Origin of the sequence: Streptomyces sp. NBC_00247 (genome assembly GCF_036188265.1) — a bacterium.
In the GTDB taxonomy this organism is placed as follows: domain Bacteria; phylum Actinomycetota; class Actinomycetes; order Streptomycetales; family Streptomycetaceae; genus Streptomyces.
The window spans coordinates 5,614,792-5,641,273 of the sequence record NZ_CP108093.1 but is presented as its reverse complement, the minus strand read 5'-3'; the positions used below and the strand labels follow the sequence as shown (position 1 = coordinate 5,641,273).

At 70.4% G+C, this 26,482-nt stretch carries 27 protein-coding genes; 10 read left to right on the top strand and 17 right to left on the bottom strand.

Annotated elements, in window-relative coordinates:
- Positions 1-15: 15 nt before the first annotated feature.
- From OHT52_RS24560 to OHT52_RS24535, 6 genes are all read right to left on the bottom strand, one after another.
- The gene (locus OHT52_RS24560; protein WP_328722335.1) at positions 16-1,284 is read right to left on the bottom strand and encodes a cysteine desulfurase; all 1,269 of its coding nucleotides are present in this window, start codon (positions 1,282-1,284) and stop codon (positions 16-18) included.
- The gene (gene sufC, locus OHT52_RS24555; RefSeq protein ID WP_266703126.1) at positions 1,281-2,045 is read right to left on the bottom strand and encodes a Fe-S cluster assembly ATPase SufC; all 765 of its coding nucleotides are present in this window, start codon (positions 2,043-2,045) and stop codon (positions 1,281-1,283) included. Before sufC ends, OHT52_RS24560 begins: the two co-directional genes overlap by 4 nt.
- A 7-nt stretch (positions 2,046-2,052) precedes the next feature.
- Positions 2,053-2,370, bottom strand: coding sequence for a bifunctional 3-phenylpropionate/cinnamic acid dioxygenase ferredoxin subunit (locus OHT52_RS24550; protein ID WP_328722334.1), 318 nt, complete (start codon positions 2,368-2,370; stop codon positions 2,053-2,055).
- Entirely contained in the window at positions 2,370-3,551 is a 1,182-nt protein-coding gene (sufD, locus tag OHT52_RS24545; RefSeq protein WP_328722333.1) for a Fe-S cluster assembly protein SufD, read from the bottom strand. The genes OHT52_RS24550 and sufD overlap by 1 nt, the downstream gene beginning before the upstream one ends.
- A gap of 70 nt (positions 3,552-3,621) precedes the next feature.
- Positions 3,622-5,043: a Fe-S cluster assembly protein SufB gene (gene sufB, locus OHT52_RS24540; RefSeq protein WP_328722332.1), complete on the bottom strand. Its 1,422-nt coding sequence runs from the start codon at positions 5,041-5,043 to the stop codon at positions 3,622-3,624.
- Entirely contained in the window at positions 5,040-5,804 is a 765-nt protein-coding gene (locus tag OHT52_RS24535; protein WP_328722331.1) for a helix-turn-helix transcriptional regulator, read from the bottom strand. The genes sufB and OHT52_RS24535 overlap by 4 nt, the downstream gene beginning before the upstream one ends.
- A gap of 162 nt (positions 5,805-5,966) precedes the next feature.
- Here OHT52_RS24535 and OHT52_RS24530 point away from each other — a divergent pair, with 162 nt between their 5' ends.
- The 4 genes from OHT52_RS24530 (at position 5,967) to OHT52_RS24515 (ending at position 9,699) form a co-directional block, all read left to right on the top strand.
- Positions 5,967-6,893 carry an ABC transporter ATP-binding protein gene (locus OHT52_RS24530; RefSeq protein WP_328722330.1) on the top strand — a complete coding sequence of 309 codons (927 nt, stop codon included), beginning with the start codon at positions 5,967-5,969 and terminating at the stop codon, positions 6,891-6,893.
- Positions 6,890-7,657 carry an ABC transporter permease gene (locus OHT52_RS24525; RefSeq protein WP_328722329.1) on the top strand — a complete coding sequence of 256 codons (768 nt, stop codon included), beginning with the start codon at positions 6,890-6,892 and terminating at the stop codon, positions 7,655-7,657. Before OHT52_RS24530 ends, OHT52_RS24525 begins: the two co-directional genes overlap by 4 nt.
- Before the next feature lie 84 nt (positions 7,658-7,741).
- A complete protein-coding gene (locus tag OHT52_RS24520) occupies positions 7,742-8,749 on the top strand; it encodes a COX15/CtaA family protein (protein WP_328722328.1) in 1,008 nt (335 codons plus the stop codon).
- 203 nt (positions 8,750-8,952) lie between these two features.
- Positions 8,953-9,699, top strand: coding sequence for an SAM-dependent methyltransferase (locus OHT52_RS24515; RefSeq protein WP_328722327.1), 747 nt, complete (start codon positions 8,953-8,955; stop codon positions 9,697-9,699).
- 69 nt (positions 9,700-9,768) lie between these two features.
- Here the strand turns inward: OHT52_RS24515 and OHT52_RS24510 are convergent, their stop codons facing one another.
- On the bottom strand, positions 9,769-10,143 hold the full coding sequence (locus OHT52_RS24510) for a hypothetical protein (protein WP_328722326.1): 375 nt from the start codon (positions 10,141-10,143) through the stop codon (positions 9,769-9,771).
- A gap of 101 nt (positions 10,144-10,244) precedes the next feature.
- Complete coding sequence (locus OHT52_RS24505) at positions 10,245-11,198, bottom strand: heme o synthase (RefSeq protein WP_328722325.1); 954 nt, start codon at positions 11,196-11,198, stop codon at positions 10,245-10,247.
- Positions 11,199-11,601: 403 nt separating this feature from the next.
- Here OHT52_RS24505 and tkt point away from each other — a divergent pair, with 403 nt between their 5' ends.
- The 5 genes from tkt to pgl are packed head-to-tail and all read left to right on the top strand — an operon-like array spanning position 11,602 to position 18,214.
- Positions 11,602-13,689, top strand: a complete 2,088-nt coding sequence (tkt, locus tag OHT52_RS24500) for a transketolase (RefSeq protein ID WP_328722324.1) — start codon at positions 11,602-11,604, stop codon at positions 13,687-13,689.
- Between the two features lie 34 nt (positions 13,690-13,723).
- Positions 13,724-14,842, top strand: a complete 1,119-nt coding sequence (tal, locus tag OHT52_RS24495) for a transaldolase (RefSeq protein ID WP_328722323.1) — start codon at positions 13,724-13,726, stop codon at positions 14,840-14,842.
- Positions 14,843-14,847: 5 nt separating this feature from the next.
- Positions 14,848-16,380, top strand: coding sequence for a glucose-6-phosphate dehydrogenase (zwf, locus tag OHT52_RS24490; protein ID WP_328722322.1), 1,533 nt, complete (start codon positions 14,848-14,850; stop codon positions 16,378-16,380).
- Positions 16,377-17,435 (top strand): glucose-6-phosphate dehydrogenase assembly protein OpcA, encoded by a 1,059-nt coding sequence (gene opcA, locus OHT52_RS24485; protein ID WP_328722321.1) that lies wholly within the window; start codon positions 16,377-16,379, stop codon positions 17,433-17,435. Before zwf ends, opcA begins: the two co-directional genes overlap by 4 nt.
- Positions 17,432-18,214, top strand: coding sequence for a 6-phosphogluconolactonase (gene pgl / locus OHT52_RS24480; protein WP_328722320.1), 783 nt, complete (start codon positions 17,432-17,434; stop codon positions 18,212-18,214). The genes opcA and pgl overlap by 4 nt, the downstream gene beginning before the upstream one ends.
- Before the next feature lie 196 nt (positions 18,215-18,410).
- Here the strand turns inward: pgl and OHT52_RS24475 are convergent, their stop codons facing one another.
- On the bottom strand, positions 18,411-18,734 hold the full coding sequence (locus OHT52_RS24475; protein WP_328722319.1) for a hypothetical protein: 324 nt from the start codon (positions 18,732-18,734) through the stop codon (positions 18,411-18,413).
- Positions 18,735-18,757: 23 nt separating this feature from the next.
- Here OHT52_RS24475 and OHT52_RS24470 point away from each other — a divergent pair, with 23 nt between their 5' ends.
- On the top strand, positions 18,758-19,129 hold the full coding sequence (locus OHT52_RS24470; RefSeq protein WP_328722318.1) for a VOC family protein: 372 nt from the start codon (positions 18,758-18,760) through the stop codon (positions 19,127-19,129).
- A gap of 30 nt (positions 19,130-19,159) precedes the next feature.
- Here the strand turns inward: OHT52_RS24470 and OHT52_RS24465 are convergent, their stop codons facing one another.
- The 8 genes from OHT52_RS24465 to OHT52_RS24430 all read right to left on the bottom strand — a co-directional run bounded on the left by OHT52_RS24465 (position 19,160) and on the right by OHT52_RS24430 (position 26,448).
- A complete protein-coding gene (locus tag OHT52_RS24465; protein WP_328722317.1) occupies positions 19,160-19,492 on the bottom strand; it encodes a hypothetical protein in 333 nt (110 codons plus the stop codon).
- A 159-nt stretch (positions 19,493-19,651) separates the two neighbouring features.
- Entirely contained in the window at positions 19,652-21,259 is a 1,608-nt protein-coding gene (locus OHT52_RS24460) for a PH domain-containing protein (protein ID WP_328722316.1), read from the bottom strand.
- The gene (locus OHT52_RS24455; RefSeq protein ID WP_328722315.1) at positions 21,256-21,759 is read right to left on the bottom strand and encodes a PH domain-containing protein; all 504 of its coding nucleotides are present in this window, start codon (positions 21,757-21,759) and stop codon (positions 21,256-21,258) included. Before OHT52_RS24455 ends, OHT52_RS24460 begins: the two co-directional genes overlap by 4 nt.
- A 4-nt stretch (positions 21,760-21,763) precedes the next feature.
- The gene (gene pgi, locus OHT52_RS24450) at positions 21,764-23,416 is read right to left on the bottom strand and encodes a glucose-6-phosphate isomerase (protein WP_328722314.1); all 1,653 of its coding nucleotides are present in this window, start codon (positions 23,414-23,416) and stop codon (positions 21,764-21,766) included.
- Positions 23,417-23,630: 214 nt separating this feature from the next.
- Complete coding sequence (locus OHT52_RS24445) at positions 23,631-23,966, bottom strand: RNA polymerase-binding protein RbpA (protein ID WP_266703170.1); 336 nt, start codon at positions 23,964-23,966, stop codon at positions 23,631-23,633.
- Positions 23,967-24,075: 109 nt separating this feature from the next.
- Positions 24,076-24,312, bottom strand: a complete 237-nt coding sequence (secG, locus tag OHT52_RS24440; RefSeq protein WP_266703172.1) for a preprotein translocase subunit SecG — start codon at positions 24,310-24,312, stop codon at positions 24,076-24,078.
- A 142-nt stretch (positions 24,313-24,454) separates the two neighbouring features.
- Positions 24,455-25,231, bottom strand: a complete 777-nt coding sequence (gene tpiA / locus OHT52_RS24435) for a triose-phosphate isomerase (RefSeq protein ID WP_328722313.1) — start codon at positions 25,229-25,231, stop codon at positions 24,455-24,457.
- Positions 25,232-25,236: 5 nt separating this feature from the next.
- Positions 25,237-26,448, bottom strand: a complete 1,212-nt coding sequence (locus OHT52_RS24430) for a phosphoglycerate kinase (RefSeq protein ID WP_328722312.1) — start codon at positions 26,446-26,448, stop codon at positions 25,237-25,239.
- Between the last annotated feature and the right edge of the window lie 34 nt (positions 26,449-26,482).

Here is a 26,482-nt window from a genome sequence, read left to right as displayed (position 1 = left end):
CAGCCACTTCGCCCATCAACCGAAAAAGTTCCGTACGTGTTCCAGGCCGTCCACCAGTGCGTCGACCTCGGCCGGCGTGGAGTACAGGTAGAACGACGCCCGCGTGGTCGCGGGAATTCCGTACCGCAGGCAGACCGGCCGCGCGCAGTGGTGGCCGACCCGGACCGCGATGCCCTGTTCGTCGAGCACCTGGCCCACGTCGTGCGGGTGGATGTCGCCGAGCGTGAAGGAGATCGTGGCGCCGCGGTTCTCGGCCGTGGTGGGGCCGATGATCCGCAGGTCCGGCACCTCCAGGAGGCGGGCCACCGCGTATGCGGTGATCGCCTGCTCGTGGCGGTGGATCTTCTCCATGCCGATGGCCGAGAGGTAGTCCACGGCCGCGCCGAGGCCGACGGCCTGCGCGATCGGGGGCGTACCCGCCTCGAACTTGTGCGGCGCCGGGGCGTAGGTGGACGAGTGCATCGACACGGTCTCGATCATCTCGCCGCCGCCCAGGAACGGCGGCAGGTCCTCCAGGAGCTCCTGTCGTCCCCACAGGACGCCGATGCCGGTCGGGCCGACCATCTTGTGGCCGGTGAAGGCCACGAAGTCGGCCTGCAGCGCCTGCACGTCCAGCACCATGTGCGGGGCGGCCTGCGAGGCGTCGATGCAGACCAGCGCGCCGACCTGCTGGGCGCGGCGGATGATCTGCTCGACCGGGTTGACCGTGCCCAGGATGTTCGAGACCAGCGTGAAGGTGACGATCTTCGTCTTCTCGGTGATGATCTCGTCGATGTTGGACAGGTCGAGCCGGCCGTCGTCCGTGATGCCGAACCACTTCAGCTTCGCTCCGGTGCGCTGCGCGAGCAGCTGCCACGGGACGATGTTGGAGTGGTGCTCCATCTCGGTGGTGACGATCTCGGTGTCGCGGTCGACCCGGTAGGGCTCGTCGGCCCAGCCGAGCATGTTCGCCACGAGGTTGAGCGACTCCGAGGCGTTCTTCGTGAAGATGACCTCGTCGCGGCTCGGCGCGTTGATGAAGGCGGCGACCTTGTCGCGGGCGCCTTCGTACAGCGCGGTGGCCTCCTCGGCGATGGTGTACACACCGCGGTGGACGTTGGCGTTGTGCCGCTCGTAGTACTCGCTGAGAGCGTCGAGGACCTGGCGCGGCTTCTGCGAGGTCGCCGCGCTGTCCAGGTACACGATCTTCTTGCCGTCGTGGACCGTGCGGCCCAGGATGGGGAAGTCCTTGCGGATCGCCTCGGTGTCGAGGAGGCCGGTCAGCCCCTGGCGGGCGTCAGTCACGCGGAAGCGCCACCCTTCACGTATGCCTCGTAGCCCTCGTTCTCCAGCTTGTCGGCCAGCTCGGCGCCGCCGGACTCGGCGATGCGGCCGTTGGCGAAGACGTGCACGAAGTCGGGCTTGATGTAGCGGAGGATCCGCGTGTAGTGGGTGATCAGCAGGGTGCCGACCTCACCGGTCTCGCGGACCCGGTTGACGCCTTCGGAGACGACACGCAGGGCGTCGACGTCGAGGCCGGAGTCGGTCTCGTCGAGGATGGCGACCTTGGGCTTGAGGAGCTCCAGCTGGAGGATCTCGTGGCGCTTCTTCTCACCGCCGGAGAAGCCCTCGTTGACGTTGCGCTCGGCGAACGCCGGGTCCATCTGGAGCCCGGCCATCGTCTCCTTGACCTCCTTGACCCACGTACGCAGCTTGGGGGCCTCGCCGCGGACGGCGGTGGCGGAGGTGCGCAGGAAGTTGGAGACCGAGACACCGGGGATCTCGACCGGGTACTGCATGGCGAGGAACAGGCCGGCGCGGGCCCGCTCGTCGACGGACATCTCCAGGACGTCCTCGCCGTCGAGGGTGACGGTGCCGCTCGTGATCGTGTACTTGGGGTGACCGGCGAGCGAGTACGCCAGGGTGGACTTGCCGGACCCGTTGGGGCCCATGATGGCGTGGGTCTCGCCCTGCTTCACGGTCAGGTCGACGCCCTTGAGGATCTCCTTCGTGGCGTTGTCGGCCTCGACGGTGACGTGCAGGTCGCGGATTTCAAGCGTTGCCATGGGTGACTCAGGACTCCTGGGTGACGGAGACGAGCACATCGTCCCCTTCGATCTTTACGGGGTAAACGGGGACGGGGCGCGTCGCGGGAAGGCCGGACGGCTTGCCGGTGCGCAGGTCGAAGGACGAGCCGTGCAGCCAGCACTCGATCATGCAGTCCTCCACCTCGCCCTCCGACAGCGACACATTGGCGTGCGAGCAGATGTCGTTGATGGCGAACACCTCGCCCTCGGTACGGACGACCGAGACCGGAGTGCCGTCGAGCTCCACCCGCTTGGGGGTGTCGTCCGCCAGCTCACTCAGCGCGCACACCTTGACGAACGCCATCAGACGGACGCCTTCAGCTCTGCCTCGATCTTGTCGAGCAGGCGCGCCTCGACGTCCGGCAGGCCGATCTGCTGGACCAGTTCGGCGAAGAAGCCGCGCACGACGAGCCGGCGGGCCTCCTCGGCGGGGATGCCGCGGGACTGGAGGTAGAACAGCTGCTCGTCGTCGAAGCGGCCGGTCGCCGAGGCGTGGCCGGCGCCGACGATCTCGCCGGTCTCGATCTCCAGGTTCGGGACCGAGTCGACGCGGGCACCGTCGGTCAGAACCAGGTTGCGGTTCATCTCGTAGGTGTCGGTGCCCTCGGCCTTCGCCTGGATGAGGACGTCCCCGATCCAGACGGCGTGGGCCCCGTCGCCCTGGAGGGCGCCCTTGTACACCGCGTTGGACTTGCAGTGCGGGGTGTTGTGGTCGACCAGGAGGCGGTGCTCCTGGTGCTGGCCCTTGTCCGTGAAGTACAGGCCGAACAGCTCGGCCTCGCCGCCGGTGCCGGCGTACGCGACCCGGGGGTGCAGCCGGACCAGGTCGCCGCCGAAGGTGACGACGACGGACTTGAACGAGGCGTCGCGGCCGATCAGCGCGTTGTGCTGGCCGACGTGGACCGCCGTGTCGTCCCAGTCCTGGACGGAGACGACGGTGAGCTTGGCGCCGTCACCGAGGACGTAGTCGACGTTGGCGGCGAGCACCGCGTCACCGGTGTGGTCGATGACCACGACCGCCTCGGCAAAGGCGCCGACCTCGACGAGCAGGTGGCCGTACGCCGTACCGCCCTCGCCGTGCACCGCGACGCGGACCGGCTCGGTGAGCACGGCTTCCTTGGCGACCGTGACGACCGACGCCTGCGCGAACGCGGAGTACGCCTGGGCGGCGACCCGGTCCACCGGGACACCGGCCCGGCCGAGCCGGGCGTCGTCGCGGCCCACGGTCTCCACCGTGACGCCGTCGGGGGCCTCCACGGCGACCTTCACGCCGCCGCCGTCCGCCACCGCGGTGCCGTCGTGCAGCCCGCGCAGGCGCTCCAGCGGCGTGAAGCGCCACTCCTCCTCGCGGCCGTGGGGGACCGGGAAGTCCGCCACGTCGAAGGAGGGCGGGGCGCTCATGCGCGTCGCGACGGTCGACTCGGCGGCAACCGCGATGGAACCGGCGGTGGTGGAGCCCACCGGGGAATTCTGAGCCTCAGCCATGGCTGTCGTAGTGCTCGCTTTCTTAAGTCTGGAACGGGGGGTTCGGTCGGGGCGGACGGCGGGGGCCGTACTAGCCGACCGAGCCCTCCATCTGCAGCTCGATCAGCCGGTTCAGCTCCAGGGCGTACTCCATCGGGAGCTCCTTGGCGATCGGCTCGACGAAGCCGCGCACGATCATCGCCATGGCCTCGAACTCGGTGAGACCGCGGCTCATCAGGTAGAAGAGCTGGTCCTCGGAGACCTTGGAGACGGTCGCCTCGTGGCCCATCGACACGTCGTCCTCGCGGACGTCGACGTACGGGTAGGTGTCGGAGCGCGAGATGGTGTCGACGAGCAGCGCGTCGCAGAGCACGTTGGACTTCGCGCCCGGCGCACCCTCGCCGATCTCGATGAGGCCGCGGTAGGAGGTGCGGCCGCCGCCTCGTGCCACCGACTTGGAGACGATGTTGGACGAGGTGTTCGGAGCCATGTGGACCATCTTGGCGCCGGCGTCCTGGTGCTGGCCCTCGCCCGCGAAGGCGATGGAGAGCGTCTCGCCCTTGGCGTGCTCGCCCATGAGGTAGACGGCCGGGTACTTCATGGTGACCTTGGAGCCGATGTTGCCGTCGACCCACTCCATGGTCGCGCCCTCGTACGCCACGGCGCGCTTGGTGACCAGGTTGTAGACGTTGTTCGACCAGTTCTGGATGGTCGTGTAGCGGCAGCGGCCGCCCTTCTTCACGATGATCTCGACCACGGCGCTGTGCAGCGAGTCCGAGGAGTAGATCGGCGCGGTGCAGCCCTCGACGTAGTGGACGTAGGCGTCCTCGTCGACGATGATCAGCGTCCGCTCGAACTGGCCCATGTTCTCCGTGTTGATACGGAAGTAGGCCTGGAGCGGGATGGTGACGTGGACGCCCTTGGGGACGTAGATGAACGAGCCACCGGACCACACGGCCGAGTTCAGCGAGGCGAACTTGTTGTCCCCGACCGGGATGATGGTGCCGAAGTACTCCTTGAAGAGCTCCGGGTGCTCCTTCAGCGCGGTGTCGGTGTCCATGAAGATGACACCCTGCGCCTCCAGCTCCTCGTTGATCTGGTGGTAGACGACCTCGGACTCGTACTGCGCGGCGACACCGGCGACGAGACGCTGCTTCTCCGCCTCCGGGATGCCGAGCTTGTCGTACGTGTTCTTGATGTCCTCGGGCAGGTCCTCCCAGGACTCCGCCTGCTTCTCGGTGGACCGCACGAAGTACTTGATGTTGTCGAAGTCGATGCCCGACAGGTCCGAGCCCCAGTTCGGCATGGGCTTCTTACCGAAGAGCTTGAGGCCCTTGAGGCGGAGCTTGAGCATCCACTCGGGCTCGTTCTTCTTCGCCGAGATGTCCCGGACGACCTCTTCCGAGAGGCCGCGCTTGGCCGCCGCGCCTGCCGCGTCGGAGTCGGCCCAGCCGAATTCGTACGTACCCAGGCCCTCGAGTTCGGGGTGGGCAGTCTCCGTAGGGAGCGTCATGCGGGGTTCCTCCCGGCAGTGCTGGCTGATACTGAGGTGGTGGTCTGTGGGGGCGCGCCGGCGTCGGTGGTACCGCCGCCCGGACCGCCCTTGGGTACGTACGTCGTGCACACGCCGTCGCCGTGGGCGAGGGTGGCCAGACGCTGTACATGGGTCCCGAGCAGTTCGGAGAAGAATTCCGTCTCCGCCTCGCACAGCTGCGGGAACTGCTCGGCGACGTGTGCGACCGGGCAGTGGTGCTGGCAGAGCTGCTCGGCCTGCTGGGGGCCCGGCGCGCTGCGCGCCGTAGCAGCGTACCCGTCCACGGACAAGGCCCTGGCCAGGGCCGCTGTCCGGTCCTCGGGGGCGGCGGCTTCGACCGCCGCGCGGTACTTGTCCGCCTGGGCCGCCATCCGGGAGCGGGCGAACGCGACGACCGCCTCGTCGCCCGCGGTCTCGGCGATCCAGCGCAGCGCCTCGGCCGCGAGCTTGTCGTACGACTGGTCGAAGGCGTCCCGGCCGCTGTCCGTCAACGCGAACACCTTGGCGGGCCGCCCGCGGGTGCGGGTGCCGTAGACCCGCTGCTCACGGGCTTCGACGACTCGGTCGCAGGCGAGGGCGTCCAGGTGGCGCCGGACGGCGGCCTGGGTGAGGCCGAGCCGCTTCGCGAGGTCGGCGGCGGTGGACGGGCCGTGGTCCAGGATGGAGCGCGCGATCCGGTTGCGCGTCGGGCGCTCACCGGTCGCGAGTTCCTCCTGCGGAGCCTCGCCAACGTATTTCACAACGCCATTGTTGCGTAATTCGGAGCGGCATGACAACCACGGTCCGGAACGATCAACGGTGTGGTTCGTCACTTAGGGTCACCTAATCTGGCCATGGATCCCCGCTCCCGCAAGGGCCCCGGCGGGTCCCCCGAAATCGCCCGGGACTTAGACTTACCGGCCATGAGCAACGAGCCTGTCGTACGGGTCGAAGGCCTGGTGAAGCGGTACGGCGCCAAGACAGCCGTCGACGGACTCGATCTGAGCGTCGCGGCGGGCACGGTGACCGCGGTCCTGGGCCCCAACGGCGCCGGCAAGACCACCACGATCGAGACGTGCGAGGGCTACCGCCGCCCCGACGCCGGCACCGTCCGCGTGCTCGGCCTCGACCCCGTCACCGACGCGGCCCTGCTGCGCCCGAGGGTCGGCGTCATGCTCCAGTCCGGCGGCGTCTACTCCGGCGCGCGCGCCGAGGAGATGCTCCGCCACATGGCGAAGCTGCACGCGCACCCGCTCGACGTCGACGCCCTGATCGAACGCCTCGGGCTCGGCGGCTGCGGGCGCACCACCTACCGGCGCCTCTCCGGCGGCCAGCAGCAGCGCCTCGCGCTCGCCATGGCCGTCGTCGGCCGCCCCGAGCTGGTGTTCCTGGACGAGCCCACCGCCGGGCTCGACCCGCAAGCCCGCCGTGCCACCTGGGACCTCGTGCGCGAGCTGCGCGCCGACGGCGTGTCCGCCGTGCTCACCACCCACTTCATGGACGAGGCAGAGGAGCTCGCCGACGACGTCGCCATCGTCGACGCCGGGCGTGTCGTCGCCCAGGGCAGCCCCGAGGAGCTGTGCCGGGGCGGCGCCGAGAACACCCTGCGCTTCTCCGGGCGCCCCGGGCTCGACCTCGGCTCGCTCATCAAGGCGCTGCCGGACGGTTCCGGGGCGGCCGAGCCCGTCCCCGGCTCCTACCGCATCTCCGGGACGATCGACCCGCAGCTGCTCGCCACCGTCACCTCCTGGTGCGCCCAGCACGGGGTCATGCCGGACGGCATCGCCGTCGAGCGGCACACCCTGGAGGACGTCTTCCTGGAACTCACCGGCAAGGAGCTGCGCGCATGAGCGCCGGTACGTACGCCCCCCGCCCGGGCGCCGCCCCGCTGACCCGGATGATCGCCGCGCAGACCGCGCTGGAGACCCGGATGCTGCTGCGCAACGGCGAACAGCTGCTGCTGACGGTGATCATCCCGGCGCTGCTGCTGGTGCTCTTCGGCTCGGTCGACATCGTGGACACCGGCGCCGGCGACCCGGTCGACTTCCTGACGCCCGGCATCCTCGCGCTGGCCGTGATGTCCACCGCCTTCACCGGCCAGGCCATCGCCACCGGCTTCGAGCGCCGTTACGGCGTCCTGAAGCGGCTCGGCGCCTCCCCGCTGCCGAGGTGGGCGCTGATGGCCTCCAAGACACTGTCGGTCCTGGTGACCGAGGTCCTCCAGGTGGTCCTGCTGACGGTGATCGCCTTCGCGCTGGGCTGGTCACCGCACGGCAACCCCCTCTCCGTGCTGCTCCTGCTGGTGCTGGGCACCGCCGCCTTCTCCGGGCTCGGGCTGCTGATGGCCGGGACGCTGAAGGCGGAGGCGACCCTCGCGGCGGCGAACCTGGTCTTCCTGCTGCTGCTGGTCGGCGGCGGGGTGATCGTGCCGATGGAGAAGTTCCCTGACGCGGTGGCCTCGGCGCTCGGCCTGCTGCCGATCGCGGCCCTCTCGGACGGCCTGCGGGACGTCCTCCAGCACGGTGCGGGCGTCCCCTGGGGCGATCTGGGCATCCTGGCCGTCTGGTCGGTGCTGGGGCTCGGCGCGGCGGCGAAGTTCTTCCGCTGGGAGTAGGAGGGGGTCGGCCGACGGTGACTCCGGTCACGGTTCGCGGTGACTCGTCCCCCTCGTGAAAGCTTGCACAAGCTTCCGCCTACCATGGTGCGCGTGCCCAAGCTGACCCGAGCCGAAGTCGCTCAAGCCGCGCGGAACCCGCTCCAGTACATCGCCGAACGGTGGACTCCGGACCCCCGGACCGTCCGCCGGGCCGCGATGTCCGCCGTCGTGATGGCGGTGATCATCGTCGCCACCGGTGGCGCGGTGCGGCTGACCGGTTCCGGTCTCGGCTGCCCCACCTGGCCCAAGTGCACCGAGGACAGCCTCACCACGACGAGCGCCATGGGCTTCCACGGCGTCATCGAGTTCGGCAACCGGATGCTGACGTACGTGCTCTGCGCGGCCGTCGGCTGGGCGATCGTCGCGGCGCGGGCGCTCAAGCCCCGGCGACGTGCCCTCACCCGGCTCGGCTGGGCCCAGTTCTGGGTGGTCATGGGCAACGCCGTGCTCGGCGGCTTCGTGGTGCTGGTCGGCCTCAACCCGTACAGCGTCGCCGCGCACTTCCTGCTCTCCGCCGCCCTGATCACCGTCGCCGTGGTGCTGTACCAGCGGGTCGGCGAAGGCGACGAGGCCCCGAAGCCGCTGGTCGGCAAGGCCGTCTCACAGCTGACCTGGATCCTCGTGGTGGCCGCGGGACTGCTGGTCGCCGTCGGCACCGTGGTGACCGGCGCGGGCCGGCACGCGGGCGACTCCAGTGACGTGCACCGCATCCCGCTCGACTGGAAGCTGATCAGCCAGCTCCACGCGGACCTGGCCTGGGTCGTGGTGGCGCTGACGCTGGCGCTCTGGTTCGTGCTGAAGGCCGTGGACGCCCCGCCCGGACCGCGCCGCCGCGCCGCCGAGCTGTTCCTCGTCCTGATGGGCCAGGGCGTCATCGGGTACGTCCAGTACTTCCTGGACACCCCGGAGATCCTGGTGGGCCTGCACATGGTGGGCGCCTGCCTGGTGTGGATCTGGGTCCTGCGGGTCCTGCTCTCCCAGCGCGAGCGCCCGGCGGCCGTCGCCGACGCTCCTCTCCCCCGGTCCGGCGAGGCGCTGACGCACGCCTGAGCCACGTACGTGGCTCGGACGGGTCGGCAGGGCGGCGGAAATCCGGTGGCGGCGCCGCCGGGGAGGGATCTAGCGTGTCCGGGTCGATGATCCGTACCCACGCGATGAGGTGTGCCTGATGACGGTGCGAGCAGCGACGGCGGACTCCGGTCGGCCGTTCTCCCCCGATGCCCCGAACCCGTCGGACACGAAGGACACATCCCGTGGATCTGCCACGCGTCTTCACCATCAGCGAGAGTAGCCACCGCATCCACAACCCCTTCACCCCGGGCAAGCTCGCCGCCCTGGGCGAGGCCCTGCACCTGCCCCCCGGGGCCACGGTGCTCGACCTGGCCAGCGGGTCGGGAGAGATGCTCTGCACCTGGGCCCGGGACCACGGCGTCACCGGCACCGGGGTGGACATCAGCACGGTCTTCACCGGGCGGGCGCGTGCGCGCGCCGCCGAACTGGGCGTCGCCGACCGGGTGCGCTTCGTCCACGGCGACGCCTGCGGCCACGTCTGCGACGAACCGGTCGACGTCGCGGCGTGTGTCGGCGCCACCTGGATCGGCGGCGGCGTGGCCGGCACCGCGGAACTGCTGGAACGCAGCCTGCGGCCGGGCGGCCTGATGCTGATCGGCGAGCCGTACTGGCTGAGGGAGGTCCCGGACGAGGAGACCGCCCGAGCCTGCCGCGCCGGCGGCAAGGACGACTTCCTTCCGCTGCCGGAGCTGGTCGAGCGGTTCGGCGGTCTCGGCTACGACGTGGTCGAGATGGTCCTGGCCTCCCAGGACAGCTGGGACCGCTACCAGGCGGCCCAGTGGCTCAACCTCCGCCGCTGGCTCGACGCCGATCCCGGCGACGAGCTGGCCCCCGAGATGCGGGAGGAGCTGACCACCGGCCCCGCCCGCTACACGCGGTACCAGCGCGAGTACCTCGGCTGGGGCGTCTTCGCGCTGATGCGCCGCTGACGCCCTGAGGAGCGCGGGTCCGGACCTCGGACCCGCGCTCCGTCGCGTGCGGGGCCTCGCTGGCCTCGCTCAGTCGCGGTTGGCCGGGCCACCCACCTGGATGCCCGCCATCCGGGTCCATTCGTACCGGCCGGTGCGTACCTTCGCGGCGAACTCGCCGTCGAAGCTCTCGTGCAAGGTGAGGCCGGACTTCTCCGCGGCGCTCTCGGCGACCGCGTGCGAGGGGGCCACGAGATCCCCCCAGCCTCCGTCCTCGCCCACCAGGACGATCCGGGTGCCCGCCTGGCCGAGGTACGCCAGCTGCCCCTCGGCGCCGCCGTGCGCCTTGACGAAGGCACCGATCTCCTTGGCCAGCCGGGCCGCCCGGCGTCCGTCGCGGGCCTCCCGCTTGCCGTCCGCCCGCTGGTTCTCATCCGTCTGCGCCATGTCCGCCTTCTCTGCCATGGCACAGGATGCTACCGATGGGTAGCCCAACGGGCGACGGGCGGGTGACGTGGCCTGGACCACGTCACCCGCCCGTCGGCGAGAACAGAACGTCTGGAGCGTCAGCGGAGGAAGGGGTCCACCGCGACGGCGACGAAGAGGAGCGATACGTAGGTGATGGACCAGTGGAACAGCCGCATCTCCTTCAGCTTCGCACCGGAGATCCCGGCCTTGGCCCGGTTCTGCAGGCCGTGCGCCTCCCAGAGCCAGAAGCCGCCGGAGAGCAGCGCCACCACGGTGTAGAACCAGCCCGTGTAACCGAGCGGGGTCAGGAGCAGCGAGACCGCGACCATCACCCAGCTGTAGATGACGATCTGGCGGGCGACCACCCGGTTCGTGGCAACCACCGGCAGCATCGGGACGCCGACGCGGGCGTAGTCGTCCTTCACCTTCATGGAGAGCGGCCAGTAGTGCGGGGGCGTCCAGAAGAAGATGACCGCGAAGAGGATGACCGCGGCCCAGGAGACCGAGTTCGTCACCGACGACCAGCCGATGAGGACCGGCATGCAGCCGGCGATACCGCCCCAGACGATGTTCTGGGCGGTGCGCCGCTTCAGCAGCATCGTGTAGACGACGACGTAGAAGAGGAGCGCGCCGAGGCTGAGCGCCGCCGAGAGCCAGTTGACCAGCAGCCCGAACCAGACGGTCGAGACGACCCCGAGGGTGATGCCGAAGGCCAGGCACTCGCGCGGGCTCACCATTCCGGTGACCAGCGGGCGCTGGGACGTGCGGTCCATCAACGCGTCGATGTCGCGGTCGATGTACATGTTGAGCGCATTGGCACCGCCCGCGGAGATGTATCCGCCGACGGTGGTAGCGAGAACGAGCCACAGGTCGGGCACACCCTGAGCGGCCAGGAACATCACCGGAACGGTGGTGATGAGCAACAGCTCGATGATCCGCGGCTTCGTCAGCGCCACGAATGCCTTGATGCGGGCCCCGAACGGGCGATGGCCCCCTGGGCTCGGAGTCAAGGCGACCCCTGCGGGTCGGGACTCGACGGCCGTCACGCACACCCCTGACAGAGAAATCCCAGCAAGCACCGGGCGTGAGGACCCGGTAAAGACTTGCGCGAACCAGACCACTGTAGACGTTGGGGACAGGCCGCCCTTCGCGGGGGTGGACTCGTGTTGGGGTGGCACGTACGAGCGGCCCCCCGGCCTTTTCGAGCGGCCCGGTGGAGAAAGCTCGGACGAGAGGTCCGCCGCTCGGCCGTGAAGCACAGAAGTACCAGGTCACGCTCATCGGAGGAGCCCAATGGTGAGCCGTCCCGCTCATACGGAAGGCGAACTCCGCAGATGCCGCGCACCCTGGAATGCAACCGGAAATCCCTTGTTCCTACGGGGGTAGGCTCAACAATGTCCGGTGCGGTCACCAGCCCCCGGTTTCCCGAACAGTGGAGAGGAGCCCTGACTCAGGGTGAGCACCAAGCCGACCACCACAGACCTTCAGTGGACCGAATTGGACCAGCGGGCCGTGGACACTGCCCGCGTCCTCGCGGCGGATGCCGTACAGAAGGTCGGAAACGGCCACCCGGGCACGGCGATGAGCCTGGCTCCGGCCGCGTACACGCTCTTCCAGAAGGTGATGCGGCACGACCCCGCCGACGCCGACTGGACGGGCCGCGACCGTTTCGTGCTGTCCGCGGGCCACTCCAGCCTGACCCTGTACATCCAGCTCTACCTGGCCGGTTACGGCCTGGAGCTGGATGACCTGAAGTCCTTCCGCACCTGGGGCTCGAAGACCCCGGGCCACCCGGAGTACGGGCACACCACCGGTGTCGAGACCACCACCGGCCCGCTGGGCCAGGGTGTCGCCAACGCCGTCGGCATGGCCATGGCCGCCCGCTACGAGCGCGGCCTGTTCGACCCGGACGCCGCCCCGGGCACCTCGCCCTTCGACCACGACATCTGGGTCATCGCCGGTGACGGCTGCCTCCAGGAGGGCATCTCCGCCGAGGCGTCCTCGATGGCCGGCCACCAGAAGCTCGGCAACCTGACGCTGCTCTGGGACGACAACCACATCTCGATCGAGGGCGACACGGAGACCGCGGTCTCCGAGGACACCCTGAAGCGGTACGAGGCGTACGGCTGGCACGTCCAGCGCGTCGAGCAGCAGCCCAACGGCGACCTGGACCCGGCGGGCCTGTACAAGGCGCTGCTGGCCGCCAAGGCCGAGACGGAGCGCCCGTCGTTCATCGCGGCCCGCTCGATCATCGCCTGGCCCGCCCCGCACGCCCAGAACACCGAGGCCGCGCACGGCTCGGCGCTCGGCGCCGACGAGGTCGCCGCGACCAAGAAGGTCCTCGGCTTCGACCCGGAGAAGAGCTTCGAGGTCCCCGACGAGGTCATCGCCCACACCCGTGAGGCGCTGGACCGCGGCCGTGACGCCAAGGCCGTGTGGGAGAAGTCCTTCGCCGCCTGGCGCACCGCCAACCCGGAGCGCGCCGCCGAGTTCGACCGCATCGACGCGGGCGAGCTGCCCGAGGGCTGGGAGGAGAAGCTCCCCGTCTTCGAGACCGGCACCTCCGTCGCCACCCGTGCCGCGTCCGGCAAGGTGCTCCAGGCCCTCGGTGAGGTCATCCCCGAGCTGTGGGGCGGTTCCGCCGACCTCGCCGGCTCGAACAACACCACGATCGACAAGACGTCGTCGTTCCTCCCGGCCGGCAACCCGCTGCCCGAGGCGAACCCGTACGGCCGCACGATCCACTTCGGCATCCGCGAGCACTCCATGGCCGCGGAGATGAACGGCATCGCGCTGCACGGCAACACCCGCGTCTACGGCGGCACCTTCCTGGTGTTCTCCGACTACATGCGCAACGCCGTCCGGCTGTCCGCGCTGATGCACGTACCGGTGACGTACGTCTGGACCCACGACTCCATCGGTCTGGGCGAGGACGGCCCGACGCACCAGCCGGTCGAGCACATCGCCTCGCTGCGCGCCATCCCGGGCCTGAACGTCGTGCGCCCGGCCGACGCCAACGAGACCGCCATCGCCTGGCGCGAGATCCAGCGCCGCTGGACCAAGGTCTTCGGCAAGGGCGCCCCGCACGGTCTGGCGCTGACCCGCCAGGGCGTGCCGGTGTACGAGGCGAACGACGACGCGGCCAAGGGCGGCTACGTGCTGTTCGAGGCCGACGGCGGCGAGCCCCAGGTCGTCCTCATCGGCACCGGTTCCGAGGTCCACCTCGCCGTCGAGGCGCGCGAGCAGCTCCAGGCGGCCGGCGTGCCGACCCGGGTCGTCTCGATGCCGTGCGTCGAGTGGTTCGAGGAGCAGACCCCGGAGTACCGCGAGAGCGTACTGCCGAAGGCCGTCAAGGCCCGGGTCGCCGTCGAGGCGGGCATCGGCCTGACCTGGTACCGGTACGTGGGTGACGCGGGCCGCATCGTGTCGCTGGAGCACTTCGGTGCCTCGGCCGACGCGAAGGTGCTGTTCCGCGAGTTCGGATTCACCCCCGAGCACGTGGTCGCCGCCGCCCGGGAATCTCTCGACGCCGCCGCGCGCTGACGCAGACATACGATCCAGTAGGAGATGTAATTCCATGACAGACGCACTGAAGCGCCTTTCCGACGAAGGCGTCGCGATCTGGCTCGACGACCTGTCCCGCAAGCGCATCACGTCCGGCAACCTCGCCGAGCTGATCGACCAGAGCCACGTCGTCGGTGTCACCACCAACCCGTCGATCTTCCAGAAGGCGATCTCCTCGGGCGACGGTTACGAGCAGCAGCTCACCGACCTCGCGTCCCGCAAGGTCACCGTCGAGGAAGCCATCCGCATGATCACGACGGCGGACGTCCGTGACGCCGCCGACATCCTGCGTCCGGTGTTCGACGCCACCGACGGCCAGGACGGCCGGGTCTCCATCGAGGTCGACCCGCGTCTGGCCCACCACACCGTGCCGACCGTCGCCGAGGCCAAGCAGCTGGCCTGGCTGGTGGACCGGCCGAACACCCTCATCAAGATCCCGGCGACGAAGGCCGGTCTGCCGGCGATCACCGAGGTCATCGCGAAGGGCATCAGCGTCAACGTGACGCTGATCTTCTCACTGGAGCGCTACCGCGAGGTCGTGGACGCCTACATCACCGGTCTGGAGCAGGCGAAGGCCGCGGGCCTGGACCTGTCGAAGATCCACTCGGTCGCCTCCTTCTTCGTGTCCCGCGTGGACGCCGAGATCGACAAGCGTCTGGACGCCGTCGGCAGCGACGAGGCCAAGGCCGCCAAGGGCAAGTCCGCCCTGGCCAACGCCCGTCTGGCGTACGAGGCGTACGAGGAGATCTTCTCTTCCGACCGCTGGGCCGCCCTGGACAAGGCGCAGGCCAACAAGCAGCGCCCGCTGTGGGCCTCGACCGGCGTCAAGGACCCGTCCCTCAAGGACACCCTGTACGTCGACGACCTCGTCGCCCCGAACACGGTCAACACCATGCCGGAGGCGACCCTGGAGGCCGTGGCCGACCACGGTGAGATCACCGGCAACACGGTCGCCGGCGGTTACGACCAGGCGCGTGCCGACCTCGACGCCATCAAGAAGCTCGGCGTGAGCTACGACGAGGTCGTGGCGCTGCTGGAGTCCGAGGGTGTCGAGAAGTTCGAGGCCGCCTGGAACGACCTGCTCAAGTCGACCGAGGCGGAGCTCGCGCGCCTCGCTCCTTCGGAGGGCTGACCACTTTGTCTGGTGTTCCCGGAGCAAACCCGCTTCGTGACCCCCAGGACCGACGGCTCCCGCGCATCGCGGGGCCGTCGGGCCTGGTCATCTTCGGTGTCACGGGCGATTTGTCCAGAAAAAAGCTCATGCCCGCCGTTTACGACCTGGCCAACCGCGGCCTGCTGCCGCCGGGCTTCTCGCTCATCGGCTTCGCGCGCCGCGACTGGGAGGACGAGGACTTCGCCCAGGTCGTCCACGACGCCGTCAAGGAGCACTCCCGCACCCCCTTCCGCGAGGAGGTCTGGCAGCAGCTGAGCCAGGGCATGCGGTTCGTGCCCGGCAACTTCGACGACGACGAGGCGTTCGAGACTCTCAAGGAGACGATCGACGAACTCAACAAGGCGCAGGGCACCGGAGGCAACTTCGCCTTCTACCTGTCCGTGCCGCCGAAGTTCTTCCCCAAGGTCGTCGAGCAGCTCAAGAAGCACGGTCTCGCGGAGCAGACGGAGGGCGCCTGGCGCCGCGCCGTCATCGAGAAGCCGTTCGGGCACGACCTGGAGAGCGCGCAGGAGCTGAACCAGCTCGTGCACGACGTCTTCCCGCCCAACGAGGTCTTCCGCATCGACCACTACCTGGGCAAGGAGACCGTCCAGAACATCCTGGCACTGCGTTTCGCCAACACGATGTTCGAGCCGATCTGGAACCGGTCGTACGTCGACCACATCCAGATCACGATGGCCGAGGACATCGGCATCGGTGGCCGGGCCGGTTACTACGACGGCATCGGCGCTGCCCGTGACGTCATCCAGAACCACCTGCTCCAGCTGCTGGCCCTCACCGCGATGGAGGAGCCCGGCTCCTTCCACCCGAAGGCGCTGGTCGCGGAGAAGCTCAAGGTGCTCACCGCCGTCGAGCTGCCCGAGGACCTGGGCAAGCACACCGTGCGCGGCCAGTACAGCCACGCCTGGCAGGGCGGCGAGGAAGTCCTCGGCTACCTCGAAGAGGACGGCATCGACCCCAAGTCGACGACCGACACCTTCGCGGCGATCAAGCTGACGGTCAACAACCGCCGCTGGGCGGGCGTCCCGTTCTACCTCCGCACCGGTAAGCGCCTCGGCCGCCGCGTCACGGAGATCGCGGTCGTCTTCAAGCGCGCTCCGTACCTCCCCTTCGAGTCCGGCGCGACGGAGGAGCTGGGCGGCAACGCCCTGGTCATCCGCGTCCAGCCGGACGAGGGTGTCACCGTGCGGTTCGGCTCGAAGGTGCCGGGAACCTCCATGGAGGTCCGGGACGTCACGATGGACTTCGCCTACGGCGAGTCCTTCACCGAGTCCAGCCCGGAGGCGTACGAGCGGCTCATCCTCGATGTGCTGCTCGGTGACGCCAACCTCTTCCCCCGCCACCAGGAGGTCGAGCTCTCCTGGAACATCCTCGACCCGATCGAGGAGTACTGGGACAAGCACGGCAAGCCCGCGCAGTACCCGGCCGGCACCTGGGGTCCGGCCGAGGCGGACGAGATGCTCGCACGCGACGGACGGAGCTGGCGCCGGCCATGAAGATCGATCTCACGGAAACCACGTCCAGCAAGATCAACAACGCGCTGATCTCGGCTCGCCGTGCCATCGGCACCCCGGCCATCGGCATGGTGCTCACGCTGGTCGTCGTCACGGACGAGGAGAACGCCTACGACGCCCTCAAGGCGGCGAGCGACTCCTCCCGCGAGCACCCCTCGCGGATCATCGCGGTGATCAAGCGGGTCAGCCGCTCGCCGCGCAGCCGTCGCGACGCGCGTCTCGACGCCGAGATCCGGGTCGGTTCCGACTCGGGCACCGGTGAGACGGTCGTCCTGCGTCTCCACGGCGAACTCGCCAACCACGCCCAGTCGGTGGTCCTGCCGCTGCTGCTGCCGGACGCCCCGGTCGTGGTGTGGTGGGCCGAGGACGCCCCGGCCGACCCGGCGAAGGACCCGCTCGGCGCGCTCGCCCAGCGCCGCATCACGGACACCGGCTCCGCCGAGCACCCGCTCGACGGGCTGGCCGTCCGCGCGGCGACGTACGAGCCCGGCGACACGGACCTGGCGTGGACCCGCATCACGCCGTGGCGTTCGATGCTGGCCGCCGCCCTGGACCAGCAGCCCGCCGAGGTCGTCTCGGCGACCGTCGAGGGCGAGGCGGACAACCCGAGCTGCGAGCTGCTCGCGATGTGGCTGGCGGACCGGCTCGGCGTCCCGGTGGGGCGTACGCCCTCCCAGGGCCCCGGTCTGACCGCGGTCCGCATGGAGACGAAGAACGGCCCGATCGTTCTCGACCGTGCGGACGGCTCACTGGCCACCCTCTCGATGACCGGTCAGCCCGACCGCGGCGTGGCGCTCAAGCGGCGTGACACCGCCGAGCTGCTGGCGGAGGAGCTGCGGCGCCTCGACCCGGACAACACCTACGCGACGACGGTGAAGTTCGGTGTCGAGAACCTGAGCGGTGCCGGCGAGGTCGCGGCGGCCACCCCCGCCGCTCCCGCGGCGGATGCTGCCGGGAGCGAGGCTCCGGCGGCGGGGAAGCCGAAGGCCGCCCCCGCGAAGAAGGCCGCTCCGGCCAAGAAGGCGGAGTCCAAGTGAGTGCCCCTCAACTGGTCGTGCACCGCGACAAGGAGCTGATGGCGCAAGCCGCGGCGGCCCGGCTGATCACGAAGATCGTGGACGCCCAGGCCGCTCGCGGATACGCCTCGGTGGTGCTGACCGGCGGGCGCAACGGCAACGGCCTGCTGGCCGCGCTCGCCGCCGCGCCCGCCCGGGACGCGATCGACTGGTCGCGGCTCGACCTGTGGTGGGGCGACGAGCGGTTCGAGCCGGACGGCGACCCGGAGCGCAACGTCACGCAGGCCCGTGAGGCCCTGCTGGACGCGGTCGCCCTGGACCCGGCACGGGTGCACCCGATGCCGGCGTCGAACGGTCCGTTCGGGAACGACGTGGACGCGGCCGCCGCGGGTTACGCCGCCGAACTCGCCGCAGCCGCACGCCCGGAGGACCACGGGCCGGTCCCGACGTTCGACGTGCTGATGCTGGGCGTCGGACCGGACACCCATGTCGCCTCGCTCTTCCCGGAGCTGCCCGCGGTACGGGAGACCGAGCGCACCGTCGTCGGTGTGCACGGCGCCCCCAAGCCGCCGCCCACCCGGGTCACCCTCACGCTCCCGGCCATCCGGGCGGCGCGCGAGGTGTGGCTGCTCGCGGCGGGCGAGGACAAGGCGGAGGCCGCGGCCATCGCCCTGTCCGGCGCCGGGGAGATCCAGGCTCCGGCGGCGGGCGCGTACGGCCGTGCCCGGACGCTCTGGCTGCTCGACGCGGCGGCGGCCTCGCGGCTGCCCCGCGATCTCTACCCGCCGGCCTCTTCCTGAGAGGTCGTCACCGGCTGTACGGGGAGGCCCGGTTCCCGCTCGTCACGAGCGGGGGCCGGGCCTCCGGCCGTCGCTCGCCCACCCGGGAGAGGCGTGAGCGAGGGACGGACCCTCCCGGCCGTCTCACATGTGGTCGAAGTAGCGGTCGTGCCAACTCGACTTTCCCAAGTCCTCGTCCCCCTGCTCTTCTTCTGCCTCACCTGCGGCCACGAGCGTCGCGGCCAGCGCCGTCCCCGGCCGCCGACAGGACCGACGGGCCTTCGTACGGCTCACGGAGCAGGTCGACCGGGACGAAGATGCGGCCCGTCGCCTCGCAGACGCCGTCGAGCCACGTCGCGTGCTCCTCGGTCAGGCCCTCCTCGCCGGGGGAGCCATCGTCGTTCTCGACCCGCGCGGTGACGAAGTAGCCGCCGAAGTCGCTCATCACGGCGTGCAGGGACCGGCCGATGCCCGTCGCGTCCGCCGGGACGTCGATGACACCCCTCGAACACGGAGCAGGGTAAGGGGCCTTCTCCCCCACCTCGGCATGGCAGGCTTCTCCGCATGACGACGTCACGCATCGGCACCGTGGTGATGGGGGCGTCCGACGTAGGTCGGGCCGCGGCGTTCTGGAAGGCCGCGCTCGCCTACGTGGAGCGCGAGCCCGCCGAGGACGACTGGGTGGTCCTGGTCCCGGCCGAGGGCCACGGCGTCGGCCTCTCCCTCGGCCGGAGCGGCCCCGACAGCCCCGTCCAGGAGGTGCCGCGCGTCCACCTCGACGTCTACACCGAGGACCAGGAGGGCGAGGTGGCCCGCCTGCTCGGCCTCGGCGCCTCCCGGGTGGACTGGCCGCACTACCCGCCGGACCCGGATTTCGTGGTGCTCGCCGACACCGAGGGCAACCGCTTCTGCGTCATCGACACGACGCACGGCTGAGGCCACGCCGCCCCGGACGCACCCGGGACCTCACGGGCCCGGGACCGGCACCGCCCCGGGCCCGCCGCTCACCGTGTCCGGAAGGGCGTCGTCGTGCGTGTCGGCGACGACTTCGGCGAGGGTGAAGTGGGCCTGCTCGACCTTCCGGTTGTGCACGCGCACGAAGTAGCTCCGCTCGGATATGCGGCTGACCTGCCTGCGCTGACGTCGTCGGCCCGATTCGGTACGCGCCTTCGCGAAGTTGTCGACGACGTCCCTCAGGCCGGCCAGGGCTTCCTCCTCGGTCCCCTCGATCTCACGCTCGACCCCCTGCTGGAAGAGTGGCGTCTCGCCGCTGATCTCTACGACGAACCATCGGGGCATGGTGTTCTCCGCTCCGTACGCCGACACACCGTGTCCTCACGATGCCGTGGTCGGCCGAACCCTGGTGCCGGGCCCGGTGGCCTCGGCGGTCGCGAGGGTACCGGGCAGGGCGGCGAACCGGGTCCGGAACGGGTGATCCACCCGGCTCCGCCGGGCCCGTCAGCCAGCGGGGTCCGTGTGCTCCGACGGTCCGACCCGGTGGTCCGGACGGGGCACCGGCGCGGAGTCCCGGCCCGGGCGGTCGCCCTCGTCCCACTCCAGGAACGGCGCCAGCAGCCCCGGTACGGCCTCGGCGGCGAAGGCGAGCCCCTCGCCCGCGCCGGTGTCGTACACCGCGTAGGCGCCCGTTCCGGCGGCCGTGGTGGCCGTGATGTCCGCCAGGCCCGCCCGCCGCTGGAAGTACGACTGCCGAATCGTCCAGCCGATCACCCCGGACCGCTCCAGGGCGGCGGTCGAGCGCCGTACGGTGCCGGAGCGGGTGACCAGGTGGCGGCCGGTGAGGACGTGGCCGAGGCTCCGGTACGCGTCACGGGCGAGCGCCACCGCGACCGGTACGCCCACCGCCGCGCAGCCCAGCGCGGTCCACAGCAGGACCGGCGTGGTCACGGTCCCGAGCACCGCCAGGAGCGCCACCGGGGTCAGTGCCACCGCGAGGGCGCGCCGCAGCCGGCGGCCCAGGGCGGCGCGCGGGTGTCCGGTCAGCGGCGCGGCGGTCGGGGCGGACTCCTCGCGGAGCACGGCCGCCACGATCCGCTCCGCCTCCGGCCGGGGCACGGCGGGCAGCAGGGTGCTGTGGCTCGCCTCCTTGGCCTCCTCGTCGTCGGCCAGCCCGGTGGTGATCGCGTCCACCCGGGCGGCGCCGAACAGCCGGACGCCCAGGGGCTCCACCAGCTCGGCGCCGCGCAGCCGGGCCTCCTCGACGGTGGTGGAGCGCGAGGTCAGCAGGCCGCGGCGGACCCGCAGGGTGCCGCCGGGTTCGCGCTCCAGGCGGTAGTTCCACCACATCTCGGTCCAGAGCCCGAGGGCTCCGGCCGCCCCGGTGAGGAGGGCCGCCGCGACGAGAACGGCGAGTGTCCAGAACAACGGGAGGGCGCGGAAGAGTTCGACGGTCCAGTGGACGACGTCGCCCTGCGCGCCGGCCCACTCGCTCACCTGCATCACCCCGCCGGCCGCGGCGCCGCCGAGCATCGGGGCCACGAAGGAGACCGGGGCATAGCGGATCCAGCGGGGGTCGAGGACGGCCAGCTCTCCGTGGCGTTCACCGACGGCCCCGTCCGCGTCCCGCGCCAGCAGCAGCCGGCGCAGCCGTTCGCCCTCGGCCCGGGTGACGGGGTCGAGTCGCAGGGTCGATTCGCCGTCCCGGTGCTCGCCGGTGCCGATCCGTACGGTGACCAGGCCGAGGACCCGCAGCAATGGGCGGGCGGTGAGGTCGACGGTGCGGACGCGGTCGAGGGCGAGCGAGCGGCGTCGTACGAGCAGCAGCCCGGAGTGGAGGTCGACGTGTGCGACGCCGATCCGGTAGCGGGTGCGGCGCCAGCGGACGTGGTCCACGAGGACGGCGCAGCCGGTCAGCAGGACGGCCCCGGCGGCTGTCCAGAGCCCGGCCCGGGCGGCGCCGAAGTGGCCGAGGAACCCCATGGCCATCGGGACGGCGGTGCCCACCACCACCCCGGCCGTGAGTACCGCGGTGATCAGGGCGGTACGGGGGTCGAGGCGGCGCCAGCCGTCGTCGCTGCCGGGGGTGTCCGAAGGGGTCACGGTGTTCACGTGGCGTCGCCGGAGGTGTCCCGGGTGATCCGGGTCAGCCGTTCGGCGAGCGCGGCGGCGGGTTCGTGCCCGAGCCCCGCGATCCGAACCGCTCCCTTGGCCGAGGCGGTGGTGACGGTGAGGGTGGCGAGTCCGAAGAGCTGTTCCAGCGGTCCCCGGACCGTGTCGACGGTCTGGATGCGCGACATAGGCGCGATCCGCCACTCCTGGAGGAAGAGTCCGGTGCGGACGTAGACGGCGTCCTCGGTGACCTCCCAGCGGTGGGTACGGAACCACCAGCGGGGCAGTACGGCGGCGCAGCAGGCACCGAGCCCGGCCGTGACCGCCGCGGAGAGCAGCAGCCACGGCCGGGCCGGGGCGATGAGAGTGGCGAGGACGCCGAGCGCGGCCAGCGGCGCCGCCGTCAGCAGCAGCCACTGGGCGCGCCACCAGCCGACGGCACGCCGGTCGAGCGAGTGCGCCGGAGGTCTCAGGCGCGGCGTCCGCTCCCCCTCGGTCACCGGCTCAGCGACCGCGCAGCGACCGGTAGGTGGCCACGAGAGCGGCCGTGGAGCTGTCCAGCTGCTCGCCGCCGGTGCCCTCGGTGAGGACCGGTTCGATCTTCTTGGCGAGGACCTTTCCGAGCTCGACGCCCCACTGGTCGAAGGAGTCGATGTTCCAGATCGCGCCCTGGACGAACACCTTGTGCTCGTACAGCGCGACGAGCTGTCCGAGGACCGAGGGGGTGAGCTTCTCGGCGAGGATCGTCGTGGTGGGGTGGTTGCCCTGGAACGTCTTGTGCGGGACCAGTTCCTCGGGCACGCCCTCGGCGCGGACCTCTTCGGGCGTCTTGCCGAAGGCGAGGGCCTGGGTCTGCGCGAAGAAGTTGGCCATCAGCAGGTCGTGCTGCGCGATGAGTCCGGGCAGCAGGTCGCCGACCGGGGCGGCGAAGCCGATGAAGTCGGCGGGGATGACCTTGGTGCCCTGGTGGATCAACTGGTAGTACGCGTGCTGGCCGTTGGTGCCCGGGGTGCCCCAGACGACCGGACCGGTCTGCCACTCCACGGGATTGCCGTCCCGGTCCACGGACTTGCCGTTGGACTCCATGTCCAGCTGCTGCAAGTAGGCCGTGAACTTGGAGAGGTAGTGGCTGTAGGGCAGCACCGCGTGCGCCTGCGCGTCGAAGAACTGGCCGTACCAGACGCCCAGCAGGCCGAGCAGCAGAGGGACGTTCTCCTCGGCGGGGGCGGTGCGGAAGTGCTCGTCGACGAGGTGGAAGCCGTCGAGCATCTCGCGGAACCGGTCCGGGCCGATGGCGATCATCAGCGAGAGGCCGATGGCGGAGTCGTAGGAGTAGCGACCGCCGACCCAGTCCCAGAACTCGAACATGTTGGCCGTGTCGATGCCGAAGTCCGACACCTTCTCGGCGTTGGTCGACAGCGCCACGAAGTGCTTGGCGACGGCGTCCTGACCGGACTTCAGCTCGGTGAGGAGCCAGTCGCGGGCGGAGGTCGCGTTGGTGATCGTCTCGATGGTGGTGAACGTCTTCGAGGCGATGATGAAGAGCGTCTCGGCGGCGTCCAGGTCGCGGACCGCCTCGTGGAGGTCGGCGCCGTCGACGTTGGAGACGAAACGGAGGGTGAGGGAGCGGTCCGTGAAGGAGCGCAGCACCTCGTACGCCATGGCGGGGCCGAGGTCGGAGCCGCCGATGCCGATGTTGACGATGTTCTTGATGGGGCGGCCGGTGTGGCCGGTCCACTCGCCCGAGCGGACCCGGTCGGCGAAGCCGGCCATCTTGTCCAGTACCGCGTGCACGGCGGGTACGACGTTCTCGCCGTCGACCTCGACCACGGCGCCGCGCGGGGCGCGGAGCGCGGTGTGCAGGACCGCACGGTCCTCGGTGGTGTTGATCCGCTCGCCGCGGAACATGGCGTCCCGCAACTCGGCGACCCCGGTGGCGGCGGCGAGGTCACGCAGCAGACGCAGCGTCTCGTCGGTCACCAGCTGCTTGGAGTAGTCGATGTGCAGGTCGCCCACCCGGAGGGTGTAGGCGGCGCCGCGGTCCGCGTTCTCGGCGAACAGCTCCCGCAGGTGGGTCCCGCCCAGTTCCTCGCGGTGCTTGCCGAGGGCCGCCCACTCGGGCGTCCGGTTGAGCTTGGTTCGGCTTTGTGCGTTCATCCCGGGTATCAGCCCATTCTTCTCGTACCTGCTCCCCGCTGCACCCCCAACCTAATTGATCCTGGTCGCGGGTGCCGCGCGGGCATGGCCCCCTACGGACATCGGGGCTTCGCGGGCAGCGAAAAGCGGTCCGGCCGGCACCCAGGGGGTGTCCGGCCGGTGAACGGGGCGGTGCGGAATAGCGGCGGCTCTCGCGGGAGCCGGGCGGGTGTTCTCAGATCTCGCCGCGGAGCTTGGCGAGCGCCTCGGCGAGAATGGCCTCGCCGTCCGCGTCACTGCGCCGCTCGCGCACGTACGCGAGATGCGTCTTGTACGGTTCCGTGCGCGGCGGGTCGGGCGGGCTGTCCTTGTCCTGACCTGCCGGGAAGCCGCATCGGGGGCAGTCCCAGGTCTCCGGTACCTGCGCGTCATGGGCGAAGCTCGGCTGCGTCTCGTGCCCGTTCGAGCACCAGAAGGAGATGCGGAGGCGCGGCGCGGACTCGCCCCGCTCGGCCTCCCCCATCGGCCCCGCTCCGACCCGGCTTCCCCGGATCGCGTTGCCACTTGCCACGGTCGTAACTCCCTGCGTGATGGTGCTCGAAGATGCCCCAGTCTACGTAAGGCCCAACGCGCGTCCAGTGATTGGAGTTACACGGTCACCGGCAATCGCGGACGATGCGTCAGCTGTCCAGCTTGATGAGCAGGCCGAGCGCCACGATGCTCGCGAACCAGCACAGGCCGACGACCACGGTGATGCGGTCGAGGTTGCGCTCGGCCACCGAGGAACCGCCGACCGAGGACTGCATACCGCCACCGAACATGTCGGAGAGGCCGCCGCCCTTGCCCTTGTGCATCAGCACCAGCAGCATCAGCAGCAGGCTGAAGACGATCAGGGCGATCTCGAACGCCAAAATCACGGCTGGTCCCTACTTTCCGGAAATTCCTGGACTGCTTCTACGAAATCTGCTTCTACGAAAATTCGTTCACGCACAACGGGGGCCGAGGGTGGAACCCACCCCGGCCCCCGCAAGGGTACGACGGATCGGCGCTAGCGCATACTCACTGGTCGCGGAAGCGGACGATCTTGACGAACTCGTCGGCGTCCAGCGCCGCACCGCCGACGAGGGCGCCGTCGACGTCGGGCTGCGCCATGATCGCGGCGACGTTCCCGGACTTCACGGAACCGCCGTACTGGATGCGGACCGCGTCGGCCAGCTCCTGCGAGTACAGCTCGGCCAGCCGGCGGCGGATGGCTCCGCAGACCTCCTGGGCGTCCTCGGGGGTGGCGACCTCGCCGGTCCCGATGGCCCAGACCGGCTCGTACGCGATCACGATCGACTCGGCCTGCTCGGCCGGGATGTCCGCGAGGGCGCCGTCGAGCTGCGCGAGGGTGTAGGAGACCTGGTCACCGGCCTTGCGGATGTCCAGGCCCTCGCCGACGCAGAGGATCGGGGTCAGCCCGTGCCGGTAGGCGGCCTTCACCTTGGCGTTGCAGATCTCGTCGTTCTCACCGTGGTACTGGCGGCGCTCGCTGTGGCCGACGGCCACGTACGCGCACTTCAGCTTGGCGAGCATGGAACCGGAGATCTCGCCGGTGTACGCACCGGAGTCCTGCGCCGAGATGTCCTGGGCGCCGTACTTGATCTTCAGCTTGTCGCCGTCCACCAGGGTCTGCACGGAGCGCAGATCGGTGAAGGGCGGCAGGACGGCGACCTCGACCGCGTCGTAGTCCTTGTCGGTCAGCGCGAAGGCGAGCTTCTGGGTGTGGGCGATGGCCTCAAGGTGGTTGAGGTTCATCTTCCAGTTGCCCGCCATCAGCGGGGTGCGGGTGCTCATCTGGCTCAGTTCTCCAATGCGGCGAGGCCGGGGAGGGTCTTGCCCTCAAGGTATTCGAGGCTGGCGCCGCCACCGGTTGAGATGTGGCCGAAGGCGTTCTCGTCGAAGCCAAGGATGCGCACGGCGGCGGCGGAGTCGCCGCCCCCGACGACGCTGAAGGCCGAGGAGTCGACCAGCGCCTGGGCGACCGCGCGGGTGCCCTCGGCGTAGTCGGGGTGCTCGAAGACGCCCATCGGGCCGTTCCAGAAGACGGTGGCCGCGTCGGCGAGCTTCGCCGCGTACAGCTTGCGCGTCTCGGGGCCGATGTCCAGGCCCTCCTGGTCGGCCGGGATGGCGTCGTGGGCGACGACGGTGGGGTTGGCCGGGGCCTTGGTCTTCAGGTCCGGGAATTCGGTCGAGACGAGGACGTCGACGGGGAGCACGAACTCCACACCACGCTCGTCGGCGCGCTTGAGGTACTCCTGCACCGCGGGGACCTGGTCCTCCTGGAGCAGCGAGATGCCGACCTCGTGGCCCTGGGCCTTGAGGAAGGTGTACGCCATGCCGCCGCCGATCAGGATGCGGTCGGCCTTCTCCAGCAGGTGGTCGATGACGCCGAGCTTGTCGGAGACCTTGGCCCCGCCGAGGACGACGGCGTAGGGGCGCTTGACGTCGCTGGTGAGCTTCTTGAGGACGCCGACCTCGGTGGCGATGAGGAAACCGGCGAAGTGCGGCAGCCGGGCCGGGAGGTCGAAGACCGAGGCGTGCTTGCGGTGCACCGCACCGAAGCCGTCGCCCACGTACACGTCGGCGAGGGCGGCGAGCTGGTCGGCGAAGGCACCGCGCTCGGCGTCGTCCTTGGACGTCTCACCGGCGTTGAAGCGGAGGTTCTCGACGACGGCGACCTGGCCGTCGGTGAGGGCGGCGACCGTGGCCGTGGCGGACTCGCCGACGGTGTCGGTGGCGAACGCGACCTCGGTGCCGAGCAGTTCACCGAGCCGGGCGGCGGCGGGAGCCAGCGAGAACGCCGGGTCCGGGGCGCCCTTCGGGCGACCGAGGTGCGAGGCGACGATGACCCGCGCACCGGCCTCGGCGAGCTTGGCGACGGTCGGCTGGACGGCGCGGATGCGGCCGTCGTCGGTGATGGTGGTGCCGTCGAGCGGCACGTTGAGGTCGGCGCGGACGAATACCCGCTTGCCGGCGACCCCTTCGGCGAGAAGTTCGTCGATCGTCTTCATCTGTTCCAGGACTCCTTGGAAAGGACGGATGAGC